Origin of the sequence: Acinetobacter sp. YH12100, assembly GCF_013419135.1 — a bacterium.
Taxonomy (GTDB): domain Bacteria; phylum Pseudomonadota; class Gammaproteobacteria; order Pseudomonadales; family Moraxellaceae; genus Acinetobacter; species Acinetobacter pseudolwoffii.
Genome location: NZ_VPAQ01000003.1, coordinates 149,645 through 164,249, shown reverse-complemented (window position 1 = coordinate 164,249; position 14,605 = coordinate 149,645). Strand labels below are relative to the sequence as shown.

The following is a 14,605-nucleotide window of genomic DNA, read 5'->3' as shown; positions in this document are numbered from 1 at the left end:
TTTAAAGCCCTAATATGTCATTGAATCGGATGGTAGATTAATTTTTGGCAATTGCTGATCTTGTCCTTCCAGATAGCGTTGATGTGCCAAACTCAGCATTTCCTGATCTTCTTCGCTGTTACCATAGGCATAAATTTCAGCATAATCTTCCAGACGATATTTTTCTAAAATTCTCAGTTTCTTCTGCGCATTACTACAATCTGGAGTCTGATAAAATCCTGTTATTTTTCCAGCTTTGATTTCAACTTCGCTACACAGTAAATCGATATTTAAATAGGTACAGACCGGTTTCAAGTATAAATCCAGTGATGCTGAAACCAGCGCGATCTCATGACCCAGTTGCTGATGTTGCCGAAGTTGCTGCAACAGTTTTGGATTAAACTTAAAGACCAGCTGCTGGGCATAGTCCTGCGCCAGTTGTAAAATTTCTTCTGCATCGCTGTCCTTAAACATGTTGCCATACAATTTTGGACGCATCGCATGGGCAGGGTACAGCTTCAGATAATAGGCCTGAATCCAGGGCAGGAGACGAATGCCGCGTCTTAAAATATGCCGTTTTTTCAAGGCATAGAAAATGAACCCGGTAAAACTGTCGTCTGTATACAGGGTGCCATCAAAATCAAATAAGGCTAGAGTTTTAGGTGTTTGATTTTGCGCATGCATGTTTGATATCGACCATCGACACGGGTGGCAAACCAGTTGGTATTGTAATCACGACTCAGTTTTGGTCCAGAAATGACCACTTCCGGCATGATTGCATACATCGGATCTTTGCCTGTTTTTTCCTGATAGAGCTTGCTGATCCCACGATAGGTCATGGTATCTTCAAAATCTTTCTCTTTTTCTTTCTTTAAATCGGCGCGGATTTGACGTTCGGTAATAATAAAATTATTTTTCGCAAATACACTGATCAGCTCACGCTCGGATTGACTCTTCTGCGAACGGATCGCGCCATCTTTGTTATAGAGTAATAAATCGCCATCCAGATCGAGTTCAGCTTCAGTTAAATCATTGAGCATGCTCTGAAAAGCGGCATTCCGGCTGGAATACATGCCCGAGTTATAGTCTGCAAAACGGTAGATCGGTTTGTCATAATCTGCAGGATACATCATCAGACGATGAATCCCGTAATATAGGCCGCCATATTGCGTATAGACATCGGAGCGTAAGGCTGCGATGTTGCCACCTTGACGTTTATATTCCTTGACATAACTAATATGCACTTGCATTGAACCCAAAGTGGTAATCGGATTCATTTTCTCGCCAATGTTCTGGCCGACCAGTTTTGCAGCACCGGTCAGTGCGCTGACATGGTAATGCTTCGACATATAGTCAAATATTTCACGATATAACTCATCCAGTTCGCGTTCGGTTTTTACCCGGCGCATCTGGCTTAAATAGTTATCTTCTGGGCTTGGATGGTTCTTGAGTACTTCCTGGAAATATCCCGCAACTGTTCCACCGATTGCTTGTCCGAGTTTATCTTTGAATTTTTCTTCAAGACGATCCTGAACTTCTTTAACCGCTTTTTCTCCCAGACCTGGTACTGTAGGGTCTGCCACAAAATTGGATTCCTGATCGACCACGGCCACAATCGTGCAGACATTTTCCTTGGTTTGAGGAATACCCAACTGTTCGGTGATGTCGTAAATATCTTGTGCCCAGGACTCACGCTGATTTACCCGACTCGGAATTGCTTTACGAATATGTTCAACTTCAAGTGTCGGTTCATCATCTTTTGACCACCATGAGCCATTACCACAGCCGGCAAGACCCAGAGAAAGTGCAAGTACAGACAATGACTTAACAGAAAAACAATCAGCAAAAGTTTTATTCATGGTGTGGTAAATTAATTGAAAAGATGAGCGAATAAGGCAGATACAGTATACTATGCCCATCAAAAAAGTGATGAATTTATATGTATATTGGTCCATATCAACTGTCAAACAATTTGATTGTCGCCCCCATGGCAGGTGTGACTGACCGTCCGTTTAGAACCTTGTGCAAGTATTTTGGTGCAGGTCATGCGGTCAGTGAAATGATGACCTCAGACAAAACTTTGCGTATGAGCAAAAAAAGTCTCTACCGTGCCAATTTTGATGGGGAGCTGGCACCCATCTCAGCCCAGATTGCCGGTTCAGATCCACAAGATCTGGCTGAGGCTGCGCGTTATCAGGTGGCCAATGGTGCACAAATTGTTGATATTAATATGGGCTGTCCAGCCAAAAAGGTCTGTAATCGATTAGCCGGTTCAGCCTTGCTACAGGATGAAGATTTAGTTGCCCGTATCTTGGATACCGTCGTGGCTGCGGTCGATGTGCCGGTGACTTTAAAAACCCGTCTGGGGTATTTAAATGGTCATGAAAATATCATGCGGGTGGCAAAACGTGCGGAAGATGCCGGAATTGCGGCGCTGGCTTTACATGGCCGTACCCGTGAAGATATGTATTTAAATACCGCCCGTTATTCACTCATTAAAGATGTAAAAGACATGTTGAATATTCCCGTGATTGCCAACGGAGATATTGACAGTCCTGAAAAAGCCAAATACGTACTGGATTATACCGGTGCAGATGCCATCATGATCGGACGTGCAGCACAAGGTCGTCCCTGGATTTTTCGTGAAATTGCCCATTATTTAAAAACTGGCCAACATCTGGATGCGCCGAGTATTACAGAAGTTAAGGATGTTCTATTGGGACATTTGGCTGAGCTATATGAGTTTTATGGCGAGTATTCCGGTTGCCGAATTTCCCGGAAACATATTGCCTGGTATACCAAAGGTCTGCGTTCAAGCAACGAGTTTCGTCAGGGCATGTATCAGGTAGAAAATACAGCTGATCAATATCGTGTAGTAGAAGATTATTTTAATACTTTACTTGAACATGGCTCAACCATGAGTGATGTTCAGGTCGAACAGGTCAATTTATTAGAGACCAAATGATGGCAGGCTAGTAGGAGGTAATCAAGAAATATGTTTTGTGTAGAAATACTACCTTTTTTATCTTGAGCGCGTCGATTTTAGCACGCTGTTTACACTTAAGCCGGTCAAATACATAGCACAACATTTTGTTGACTTAAACCGGACAGGACTTGGACATTGCTTACTTAAACTTGTTCTATGATGGATTCATCTAATATGAACAGGAGGTGATCCTTCTTGTTTGTAGTCATCACCAAGGGAGATCTGTAATGACAAATACCAATCGTCCAGTCACAGAATTTAGCCATAAAACGTCAACGGAATTGCCACAAGAACGCAGCGAAGGCTTAAATATAGATCCTACTGATGCCAATGCACGTCCGGATTTAAATACTCCTGAAAAAGATAATCCGAATGTGCCAGATATGAATGAAGGCAAAGATAATCTGGCCGCGACCGGTGCGGGTACAGTAGGTGGTGCTGCTGTAGGGGCCGTTGCAGGTCTGGTCGGTGGTCCTCCAGGTGCAGTGGTGGGCGGCATTATCGGTGGTGTGGTTGGTGGCATTGCCGGTAATGATATTGCAACATCAGATCGCCAAAAACAGGCAGATAACTACCAGCATCCAGAAGTTCGAAGTGAGGCAGATAATTATCAGCATCCCGACCAGTTGATTGCCGAAGATAATTACTGGCGCGATGAGTATCATAATCGCCCGTATTTTAATGAAACGCGGAATAGCTACAGCGATCTAGATTATGATCGTGACTATCGCGGCGCTTATCGCGTAGGTTATGAAAACCGTGCCATGTATGATCGTGATACAGATTTTGACCATGCGGAACCTGAACTACGGACCAAGTGGGAACAGGTGAAAGGTGAATCCCGTTTAAATTGGGAAGAAGCCAAGTTTGCAGTCAAAGATGCCTGGCATCGACTTACCCGCTAAGTCCGACTGAATAAAAAACCTCTCTAATTAGAGAGGTTTTTTATGCTGATAAATTTTAGAGATGTTTCATTTCCAGCACCAGCTGATTGATCAGATCAGACGCTTCCATTTCACGAATTTGTGCCACATTTGAGCCTGCCCAGAACGCACCATAACCCTGATCGTCTTGTTTGGCTGCAGCAGCATGTAATTGCTTGGCCAGATCATAGGTATAAGGATAAGCCGGCACATCCAGACGATCGGGTGTGTCGACATCCATATGCCAGTGGTTGATGATTCCGCGAGCAGGGCGGCCGGAAATACTGGCACTGACTTGAGTGAGTGGCTTGGAAAGCAGGGCTTTACGATAAGCCTCATTGGCATTGGACGATTTGCACTGTACAAATGCAGTGCCAAGTTGCACGGCATCGGCACCGAAATCCAGCATTTGTCTTGCCTGTTGGCCGTCCATAATCCCGCCTGCGGCCACAATCGGCAGGGAACAATGCTGTTTGATCAGTTTCACCAGATTAGAGGTTTTGACCGAAGCATCGAATTTGGTACTGAAAATTCCACGATGACCACCGGCTTCAATACCTTGGGCAATAATAATATCAATTCCGGCAGCTTCAATGGCTTTGGCTTCGGCAAAATTGGTCGCAGAAACCATGGTTAAAATTCCTGCCTGTTTTAAGGCTTGAATCTGATGCGGATGCGGAATGCCAAAATGAAAACTGACCGCCCGTGGTTTGGTTTTCAGCACCAGATTCAGGAAGTCATCATTGTCTTTAAAGCTCGGATAAATACAGTTTAAATGCTCGGGTGGCTGCGCCCCATATTCAATAAATTTATTTTTAAACTGTGCGATCCATGCCTGCGCGACAGCTTCATCTAGGGGCACACTGTCATGACAGAAAAAATTCACCTGAAAAGGGCAGTCTGTCAATTCCTGAGTTTTTAAAATCTGTTGTCGTGCTGCCTCGATACTGCTGGCTCCCAAACCGAGTGAACCCAAGCCGCCTTGATTGGACACTTCAGCTGCAAGTTCAGCTGTAGAGACACCTGCCATCGGCGCCAAGAAAATAGGATGTTTAATTCCGAGATTTTCTAATAAAGACATAGATTTGCTCCTTGTTATGTTTTTACTTTGCCCTTGAGTTCAAAATTAAGCAAATCATATTGGTTATTTTATTTTGAAATACTTAAACTTTGCTTAGCTGTCATTTACATTTCTCACGACACGCTATGTCGCTAGCCAGACAGATCAACTATAGCGCTGCAATTGAAGACTTTATAATAACATTTTGGTCAAATCTTTCTGAGCTCATGTCTGATCGTATCCGTGAAAAACTGCAAATTTTAGCCGATGCTGCCAAGTATGATGTGTCCTGTTCATCCAGTGGAAGTAATCGTAAAAATAAAGACAAAGGGGTAGGAAATACCGGCAATGGTATTTGTCATAGCTATACCGAAGATGGCCGCTGCGTTTCCTTGCTGAAAATTCTATTTTCCAATGTCTGTATTTTTGATTGCTCTTATTGTGTTTCGCGACGTTCCAATGACGTCAAGCGAGCAGCATTTACCGTGCAGGAAGTGGTGGATTTGACCATGAACTTTTACCGCCGTAATTATATTGAAGGTCTGTTTTTAAGCTCGGGCATTTTCAAATCGGCGGATCACACCATGGAGCGGATGCTACAGGTGGTGAAAAAACTGCGACTGGAAGAAAACTTTAATGGCTATATTCATTTGAAAACCATTCCGGGTGCATCTCAGGAAATCATTACCGAAGCCGGACTATACGTAGACCGCATGAGTATTAATCTGGAAATGCCGACTGAAGCCGGATTACAGAAATTTGCGCCTGAAAAAACCTATGCCGAAGTACAAAAAGATTTGGGGATTGTGCGGGATCGACTGATCCAGCTCAAAGATGAACGCAAATTGATTAAATCGGTGCCAAAATTTGTACCTGCCGGACAAACCACACAGATGGTGGTAGGCGCACATAGCGAAACTGACCAAGACATTATTTTAATGGCCGATCGGCATTACAAGGAATTTAAGCTGAAACGGGTGTATTTTTCCGGCTATATTCCGATTAATCCTGAAGAAAAAGCCTTACCGGCTGTTGGTTCAGCGCCGCCTTTGTTAAGAGAAAACCGTCTATATCAATCCGACTGGTTAATGCGTTTTTATGAATTTTCTGCCGATGAAATTGTCGATGACCAGCATCCGAATCTGGATCTGGATATTGATCCCAAACTCAGCTGGGCCTTGCGACATCCTGAAGCTTTTCCAGTTGATATTAACCGTGCCGACTATAAAATAATTTTGCGTGTACCGGGTATTGGGGTACGTTCGGCCAAAAAAATTGTACAGGCACGCCGTTTTGGTCAGATTCATATCGATCAGCTAAAACGCATGGGTGTGGCATATAACCGCGCACAGCATTTTATCCGCTGTGCTGATACGCCAAAATTTAAGAAAGATCAGCAATCGCATCAGATCCGTCAGCAAATTTTACAGTCTGGCCAATCTAAATATCAGCAGCAGCTTTCACCACAGCTTGGACTGGCATTCTGATGGCCTGTTACTGTTTTGATGGCAGCATGACCGGCTTGCTCAGTTGTGTATTTCGGGCTTTTGAGTTTAAGGAACTGAATGCCCGCATCACTGCCAATCCACAAGCACAAAATGGCCTGTTTGATGAATTTATTTATGTTAGCTCTAATGATGAGCATGGACAGCGGGTCTGGCAGGGGCTCAAGCAAAAAGTCTCCTCCAGCAGCTTGCGTGCCTTTTACTATACTTTTCTGTCGGAACAAGAAGCAGCGTTTCAGATTCTATTTGATTTCGCGGTTTATGTATTTAAAAACCAGCGACCTGTCGATAAAGATTATGGTCATCATGCAGTTATCGGTATGTCGCAATGGGCCAAGCAAGTCGGACGGGAAAAGCACCGTATGGAGGCTTTTGTACGCTTTAAAAAGGCCAAGGATGGACTATTCCTGAGTCTGGTTAAGCCAGACTTTAATGTTCTACCGATTATTTCCCGACATTTTCAGGAGCGCTATCAGGATCAATCCTGGCTGATTTATGATGAGCTGCGCAATTACGGGATTTATTATGATTTAGAGCAGGTACATCAGGTCGAGATGAATGCTGAAGCAATTGATTCACAAATCCAGATTGGGCACAGTCAGTCATTCAGTATCGAACTGGATGATGATGAATGGTTGTATGATCAGCTCTGGAAAGATTATTTTAATAGTGTGAATATTCAGACACGTAACAATATGAAACTGCATATTCAATATGTACCGAAACGCTACTGGCGTTATATGAATGAGAAAACACTTTAAACAGTACATCTGGCATCTTTCAGGCATAATAAGCGTTTATATTTAGATTGAGTGCATAGATATGAAGGTATGGCTAACGTCATTGGCGCTGCTCATTGGATTAACCGCATGCTCGAAAGAGCCACAAAAACCGGTCGTCGATCCAGTCAAATATCAGGTTCAGACAGCGCAGGAATTACAGCAACGTTTTGATGCACTCAATAGCCAATTGGCTCAGGATTTTCAGAAATTTAAAAAACTAGAAAGTATTGCTTTCTCACACCAGTTTCCTTTAGATGTGAATAATCTGCAAACTTTAAACCGTCATTTGGTCAGCAGTACGGCATTAAAACCAAGTAAAATTGCCTATTGCGATATGATGAATGCTTATTTTGCCGATATGTATCGTTTGGGGCATTATAATCTGGAACTGGTCGATGACATCCAATTGCCGAATGCTGCCAATGAAAATCTAAAAGACAATTTTTCGAATGTCGATCACTTCTATACTTTTATTCTGGATCGCTATACCACTTATCGTCAGGTTCAGCAGACCATGGGTTATGGTTGTAATTTAAAAGCCGCGCTTTAAATCTTAAAGATAAAAAAGCCCATCATTAAGATGGGCTTTTTAATTTAAATGATTAACAACCTGTAATTTTTTCAGCTTGTGGTTTTTCTTCCGGGAAGAAGATTGGACGAAGTTTCACCCCAATACCATTACCGATAAAGGCAAACACCAGCCATAACCAGCCATGTAAACTGCCTGAAGCGATGCCACTGAAATACGCACCAATATTACAGCCATAAGCCAGGCGTGCACCATAGCCGAGCATGATGCCACCGACAACAGCAGCAATGAGCGAGCGTTTCGGAATGTTGAAATTCGGGGCAAACTTACCTGCCAGACTGGCTGCCAGCAAAGCACCGAGCATGATGCCAAAGTTCATCATCGAGGTAATATCAAACCACAACGACTCTGTAAGTGCTTTGGCATTGCCAGCTTTCTGCCAATAATCCCATGCAGTTACATCAACACCCACTAAAGTGGCGCCTTTTGCACCCCAAACTGCCAGGGCAGAAGTCACGCCCCAAGGACGACCTGCAAGTGCCAACGTCGCAAAGTTGAGCAGGGTCAGAATAATCCCGCCCCAAATCAGAGGCCATGGACCACGAATAAAGCGTTTCCAGCCTTGATGCTCACTGCTTGGTTCTACTTCCAGACGACCATGACGTTTCTTTTCGAAATAAACAGTCGCCGCAGCAATCAGTGCAAAAATAACAAAGCTCAGCAGTAATCCAGGCATCACCCCTAAACTCTGTACCAGAGAAATAGGTTCCAGATGCGGCAGGGCAAACCACCAGTCTAAGTGTGAGGTTGCAATCACAGAGCCGATACAGAAGAACAAGAGTGTTACCAGCATACGTGCACTACCACCACCCACGGTATACAGCGTACCCGATGCACAACCACCACCGAGCTGCATGCCGATGCCGAAAATAAAGGCACCAATCATGACTGACATGGAAATAGGATTGACGTTACCTGTGACCGGGTTGCCAAACAATTCACCCGCACCTAAAGCCGGGAAGAATAACAATACTGCTAGAGCGAGCATAATCATTTGTGCACGCAGACCACGACCGCGACGTTCCTTGATAAAGACGCGCCAACTCGAGGTAAAACCAAATGAGGCATGGTACAGGGTCATGCCTAGCGCACCACCGATTAAAAATAACAGAGCCTGATTTAAGCCAACGATCTGATAGGCACCGATTGTACCGATCACAAGTAAAATAAAAGCCACCCAGACCGAAATATTCGACCGTTGGGAAGCAGCAGCAATGACTGACATGGGAGATTAAATTTTAAAAATAAAGGCTGGTATTCTACTGAATTTCAGCTTAAATGCAGCCCATTTTGGCCAATGAGTGAGTATTAAGTCATTCTTATAGTTGATAAGTTTTATCACTTTATCTGATTGATGGGAGTGAATTATAAAAATAAATCTAATGGAACATTTCATTATTCTGTAATTCTCTATACTTAAGCAGCTTAAATAAATTGCAGATTTAATCGTATGGTTTTATGCCTATAGATCAGTATCGAGCATTTTTGAGTTTCTGGGTTTTCAAATGAAGTACATAAAAAAGCCTGCAAATTGAATCGCAGGCTTTTTAAGCATTAAACTGAGAGCTAAAATCAGTTTTCAGCTTTTTCTCGAACATTGCCAGCACCTTCTTCAACCGCAGCTGCAGTGGCCGCAGTGGCTTTTCGTGCTGCTTCAGCAGTAGCATCTGCTGCTCGAGACGTTGCAGCAGCAGCTTCGTCAGCTGCTTGAGCTGTATTTTCCGCTGCATTATCCAAGGCTCTTTCAGTGTCTACCGCAGCTTCACGGCTTGCATCTTGCATATCATGACCGGCTTGATCTACTGCATTTTCTAAATGCTCACCTGTCGTTGCCCCGGTTTCAGGTGCTTTATCTTTGTTACAGCCGACCAAGGCAACAGTTGCCACTAAACCTAAAGCAATCATTAATTTATTCATCGAGTAATATCCCTTGTTGTTGTATAGCTGCCAACTAATTTAACAGTCATTTCTTAAAGTTTATGCTAGAAAATAGATCAAAATTTGTTGATTAACTGTAACTTTTTTCAATACTTATGCTGCTTTAACTCGCTCAGGACTTATTTAATAAGTTGTTTTAAGTGTATTAAATGAGTCAGATCCAGAAACTAAAAAATTTCTAATTTAATAAGCATTCAAGGATGATGGAAATGAACGGGGTATATTATTAATCTTGCGATTTAAGTTGTCAGTCGTGTAAAAAAGATGATTTTAAGCAATAAAATCCCAGTCATAAAAAAAGCCCGCAGGGTGCGGGCTTTTTAAAGAGAAAATTAGAGACCAGCAGAGGCTTTAAGCGCTTCCACTTTGTCGGTTTTTTCCCAAGTAAAGGCCGTATCAGAGCCTTCACGGCCAAAATGACCATAAGCCGCAGTCTGCTTATACATTGGCTGAATCAGATCCAGCATGCGGGTAATGCCATATGGGCGTAGGTCAAAGTGCTCACGAACCAAGGCAATAATCAATTCTTCAGATACTTTTGCAGTATTAAAAGTGTTGATTGAAATTGAAGTAGGTTCAGCAACACCAATCGCATAAGACACCTGGATTTCACACTTGTCTGCAAGACCAGCCGCAACGATATTTTTTGCTACATAACGCCCTGCATAGGCAGCAGAACGGTCAACCTTAGATGGATCTTTACCAGAGAAAGCACCACCGCCATGACGCGCCATACCACCGTAGGTATCTACGATAATTTTACGACCAGTCAAACCACAGTCACCGACAGGGCCGCCAATCACGAACATACCCGTTGGGTTGATGTGGAATTTGGTCTCTGCATGGAACATATCGGCAGGAATGATTTTCTTCACGATTTCTTCAATCACAGCTTCTTTAAGATTGGCTTGTGAAATTTCAGGATCGTGTTGAGTCGACAAAACCACAGCATCTAAACGAACAGGTTTGCCATTTTCATAAGCAAAGGTCACTTGGCTTTTCGCATCTGGGCGTAACCAAGGCAAAGTTCCATTACGACGAAGCTCTGCTTGTTTTTCCATTAAGCGATGTGCATAGGTAATTGGCGCAGGCATTAAAACGTCAGTTTCACGGCTGGCATAACCAAACATTAAACCTTGGTCACCGGCACCTTGATCTTCAGGTTTCTGACGGTCTACACCCTGAGCAATTTCAGGTGACTGTTTGCCAATCATGTTGATTACGGCACAGGTCGAACCATCAAAACCTAGATCAGAATGGTGATAACCAATACCGTTCACGGTATGGCGTACTACCGCTTCAAAATCGATATTGGCCGTCGTTGTGATTTCACCGGCAAGTACAACCGCACCTGTTTTTACAAGCGTTTCACAAGCAACCCGTGCATAAGGGTCTTCTTTTAAGATTGCATCCAAAATAGCGTCACTGATTTGGTCAGCCATTTTATCTGGATGGCCTTCGCTTACAGATTCCGAAGTAAATACAGCGTACTCGCGCATAGTCCTATCACAGTTAATTTTAAAGACCCGATATGTTACATCGAGTTGCGCTCTAGGACTAGCTTAACACGACAAAATTGGTCGAAATTGTTTCAAATTATTGTGTTTTTAATTGATTAATAGAATTAAAAAAATTGATATGTCGATTTAACCGTCATTGCTGATTTGGCAAGGAGCGACAAATTAATCCGGATTTTCCCAGATGTAGCAAAATTAAACAGTTATATTCTCGAATAAATTTTAAAAGATCGCTGATTGGAAAAATATAAAGCTAAAATCTGAGCAATTTTCAGGAAAGTGATCATTACATTAATACGCTCGCATGTGATTCAACATGATTCGACTAGCTGTATTGTGGTTGCATCGGCTTCTCTGCATATTAGGCCTAAGGTTTCACTACTGGCCGGTTAAGCATGGCCAAGATTCTTTTTGTATGGGCTTCTTGAAGTAAGACTGTACGGAGATAAGTCATGATGTATCAAAAGGCATTTACCTTAATTGAGGTGATGATTGTACTGACGATGATGGCGATTTTAGCCACCATGGCGTTTATGAGCTATCAGGGCTATGTGGTACGCGCTCAACTGGCTGAAGTGTTTGAGCAGGCTGGCACATATCGAACTCAGTTCATTGCCTCAGGTCAGCATTGTGATGCTGGACGCGAGATTGGAGGGAATACACGATATATCGAAAAAGTGGTGATTAATGCGACATGCCGAATTGAGTTTAAGCTGCGACAGCAAGGCCTAGATGCAGCGATTCGGGGTAAATCAATTGCATTTGATGTCTATACGGGAAAATGCTTCTCGACCGATATTTATCAGCGCTATTTACCTAAAAGCTGCCAAGGGCGCTAAGCACGCTTGCTGCTTATGATTGAGCCTAAATAGATGTAAGCTTTTCATCTAAAAAATACATAGTTGATTGATCTATTGATAAGAATGAATCATCAATGCTTTCCATCATCAACGAGAAAATTATATGACACATCTCGCTTTGAACGGATGGAGCCGACTTTAGATTAAAAACGAATTAACAGCCAATTCTAAAAAATCCAGGGTTGAAAAGCTCAATCAGACAACAATATGCTAACTATCATATCTAATAAATCCATCGCAAAAGTGACCAGAGAAAACAGAACTAGAGAGAAAAATGTGGAATAATTACCCGATAAGGAAATACAAGACTAATAAACTGATAAATGTTGTTGCTTAGTCTTTACCCCTCGCTGTTTTTTTAAGACAATAGACCATAGTTTTGAAAGTCTTTTCATCATTTCCTATTTCTGAATATTTTGGACTCTGATTTATGACAACCCCGCTTAATGAACGTCGTATTGCAAACGCAATTCGTGTATTGGCAATGGATGCTGTGCAAAAAGCAAACTCAGGACATCCAGGTGCTCCAATGGGGATGGCAGATATCGCTGATGTGGTTTGGCGTGAATTCCTGAACCACAACCCGACCAACCCGAATTGGGCTAACCGTGACCGTTTTGTATTGTCAAATGGCCATGGCTCTATGCTTCAATATGCACTGCTTCATTTAACGGGCTACGATCTTTCGATTGAAGATCTAAAAGCATTCCGTCAACTTCATTCTAAAACACCTGGTCACCCAGAATTGGGTTATGCACCCGGGATTGAAACGACGACTGGTCCTCTAGGTCAAGGGATCGCCAATGCTGTTGGTTTTGCGTTGGCTGAAAAAACCTTAGCCGCACAATTTAATAAAGATGACCTCCAGGTTGTGGATCACTTTACTTACTGCTTCCTGGGCGATGGCTGCCTGATGGAAGGTATTTCACATGAAGTGTGTTCATTGGCAGGTACCTTAGGTCTTGGTAAGTTAATTGCCTATTATGACGACAACGGTATCTCGATTGATGGTGAAGTGGAAGGCTGGTTCTCTGACGATACCGAACAACGTTTCTTGGCTTACGGCTGGCAAGTACTTAAAGTAGATGGTCATGATAGCGAAGCGCTTCGTGCTGCAACTTTAGCAGCTAAAGCTGAAACTGCTAAGCCAACCATCATTATCTGTAAAACAGTGATTGGTTTGGGTTCACCAAACAAGCAAGGTAAAGAAGACAGCCATGGTGCGCCACTCGGGCATGATGAAATTGTCTTGACGCGTGCAGCATTAGGCTGGACTGACGAAGCATTTGTTATTCCTGAAGATGTGTATGCAGCTTGGGATGCCAAAGACAAGGGCGCTAAAACTGAAGCAGCGTGGAATGAAACATTTGCTGCCTATGCTGCAAAATATCCGACTGAAGCGGCAGAGCTAAAACGCCGTATGTCAGGTGATTTGCCAGCAGACTTCGTTGCAAAAGCAGATGCCTATATCGCTGAAGTGAATGCTAAAGCTGAAACGATTGCGACACGTAAAGCAAGCCAAAATGCATTGCAAGCACTGGTTCCATTATTGCCAGAAGTGCTAGGCGGTTCTGCGGACTTGGCTGGTTCTAACCTGACGCTGTGGAAAGGTGCGCAAGGTGTACAAGACAATGCAGCGGGTAACTACGTACATTATGGCGTGCGTGAATTCGGTATGACTGCAATCGCCAATGGTGTTGCGCTGCATGGCGGTTTCATTCCTTATGTGGCTACATTCCTGATGTTTATGGAATATGCACGTAATGCGGTACGTATGTCTGCCTTGATGAAGCAACGTGTGATTCATGTGTACACACATGACTCTATTGGTCTAGGTGAAGATGGTCCTACGCATCAGCCAATCGAGCAAATTGCATCTTTACGTGGTACACCAAACCTGAATACCTGGCGTCCATGTGATACCGTTGAAGCCGCAATTTCTTGGAAGTCTGCATTGACTCGTTCTGAGGGTCCGACAGCGTTAATCTTCTCTCGTCAAAATCTAGCTTTCCAAACCCGTACTCAAACACAAATTGAGAACGCTGCGAAAGGTGGTTATGTATTGGCTGAAGAAAAAGGCGAATTAAAAGCGATTATTATTGCAACAGGTTCAGAGGTTGCTTTGGCAATGGAAGCTTATGCACAGCTTGAGGGCGTGCGTGTCGTGTCTATGCCATGTGCTGAAGAATTCATGAAGCAAGATGCAGCGTACCGTGAAGCGGTTCTTCCATCCAATATTCGTGCGCGTGTTGCGGTTGAAGCAGCACATGTAGATTATTGGTGGAAATTCGTTGGTCTAGATGGTCGCGTAATTGGTATGAGTACTTATGGTGAATCTGCACCTGCAAAAGACTTGTTCCAGCACTTTGGTATTACCACTGAAGCCGTTGTTGCAGCAGTAAAAGAAATTACTGCTTAATCAGCCCCTTAAAAGTTTAAAATGGCGTCCCAGTTTTGGGGCGTCTT

Annotated in this window: 13 protein-coding genes; 7 read left to right on the top strand and 6 right to left on the bottom strand. The window is 43.3% G+C overall.

The features are described from left to right. Positions 1-9: 9 nt before the first annotated feature. Together FTU40_RS03905 and FTU40_RS03900 are read right to left on the bottom strand one after the other, a co-directional pair. Positions 10-663, bottom strand: a complete 654-nt coding sequence (locus FTU40_RS03905) for an HAD family hydrolase (protein ID WP_005096629.1) — start codon at positions 661-663, stop codon at positions 10-12. Continuing rightward, positions 630-1,838: a DUF1615 family protein gene (locus FTU40_RS03900; RefSeq protein WP_005096631.1), complete on the bottom strand. Its 1,209-nt coding sequence runs from the start codon at positions 1,836-1,838 to the stop codon at positions 630-632. The genes FTU40_RS03905 and FTU40_RS03900 overlap by 34 nt, the downstream gene beginning before the upstream one ends. An 80-nt stretch (positions 1,839-1,918) precedes the next feature. On the opposite strand from FTU40_RS03900, the gene dusB reads away from it, so the two are divergent. Together dusB and FTU40_RS03890 are read left to right on the top strand one after the other, a co-directional pair. Continuing rightward, a complete protein-coding gene (dusB, locus tag FTU40_RS03895) occupies positions 1,919-2,944 on the top strand; it encodes a tRNA dihydrouridine synthase DusB (RefSeq protein WP_180000368.1) in 1,026 nt (341 codons plus the stop codon). 248 nt (positions 2,945-3,192) lie between these two features. Beyond that, on the top strand, positions 3,193-3,870 hold the full coding sequence (locus FTU40_RS03890) for a hypothetical protein (protein WP_005171321.1): 678 nt from the start codon (positions 3,193-3,195) through the stop codon (positions 3,868-3,870). A gap of 55 nt (positions 3,871-3,925) precedes the next feature. Here FTU40_RS03890 and FTU40_RS03885 read toward each other — a convergent pair whose 3' ends face one another. Then, entirely contained in the window at positions 3,926-4,969 is a 1,044-nt protein-coding gene (locus tag FTU40_RS03885; RefSeq protein WP_180039844.1) for a nitronate monooxygenase family protein, read from the bottom strand. 206 nt (positions 4,970-5,175) lie between these two features. Here FTU40_RS03885 and FTU40_RS03880 point away from each other — a divergent pair, with 206 nt between their 5' ends. The 3 genes from FTU40_RS03880 to FTU40_RS03870 all read left to right on the top strand — a co-directional run bounded on the left by FTU40_RS03880 (position 5,176) and on the right by FTU40_RS03870 (position 7,785). Then, positions 5,176-6,435 (top strand): putative DNA modification/repair radical SAM protein, encoded by a 1,260-nt coding sequence (locus FTU40_RS03880; RefSeq protein ID WP_180039842.1) that lies wholly within the window; start codon positions 5,176-5,178, stop codon positions 6,433-6,435. Continuing rightward, positions 6,435-7,214: a TIGR03915 family putative DNA repair protein gene (locus tag FTU40_RS03875; protein WP_100328722.1), complete on the top strand. Its 780-nt coding sequence runs from the start codon at positions 6,435-6,437 to the stop codon at positions 7,212-7,214. Before FTU40_RS03880 ends, FTU40_RS03875 begins: the two co-directional genes overlap by 1 nt. Positions 7,215-7,275: 61 nt before the next feature. Beyond that, positions 7,276-7,785 (top strand): hypothetical protein, encoded by a 510-nt coding sequence (locus tag FTU40_RS03870; protein ID WP_180039840.1) that lies wholly within the window; start codon positions 7,276-7,278, stop codon positions 7,783-7,785. Positions 7,786-7,837: 52 nt separating this feature from the next. On the opposite strand, the gene FTU40_RS03865 is transcribed toward FTU40_RS03870, so the two are convergent. From FTU40_RS03865 to metK, 3 genes are all read right to left on the bottom strand, one after another. Continuing rightward, a complete protein-coding gene (locus tag FTU40_RS03865; protein ID WP_180039838.1) occupies positions 7,838-9,049 on the bottom strand; it encodes a YeeE/YedE family protein in 1,212 nt (403 codons plus the stop codon). 347 nt (positions 9,050-9,396) lie between these two features. Next, complete coding sequence (locus FTU40_RS03860; RefSeq protein WP_180039836.1) at positions 9,397-9,741, bottom strand: hypothetical protein; 345 nt, start codon at positions 9,739-9,741, stop codon at positions 9,397-9,399. Positions 9,742-10,094: 353 nt separating this feature from the next. After that, positions 10,095-11,261 (bottom strand): methionine adenosyltransferase, encoded by a 1,167-nt coding sequence (metK, locus tag FTU40_RS03855; RefSeq protein WP_005096646.1) that lies wholly within the window; start codon positions 11,259-11,261, stop codon positions 10,095-10,097. A gap of 473 nt (positions 11,262-11,734) precedes the next feature. Between metK and FTU40_RS03850 the strand changes: the two genes are divergently transcribed. After that, positions 11,735-12,118 (top strand): prepilin-type N-terminal cleavage/methylation domain-containing protein, encoded by a 384-nt coding sequence (locus FTU40_RS03850; RefSeq protein ID WP_074382886.1) that lies wholly within the window; start codon positions 11,735-11,737, stop codon positions 12,116-12,118. Positions 12,119-12,569: 451 nt separating this feature from the next. Further along, complete coding sequence (gene tkt / locus FTU40_RS03845) at positions 12,570-14,558, top strand: transketolase (RefSeq protein ID WP_074382885.1); 1,989 nt, start codon at positions 12,570-12,572, stop codon at positions 14,556-14,558. Positions 14,559-14,605 lie beyond the last annotated feature (47 nt).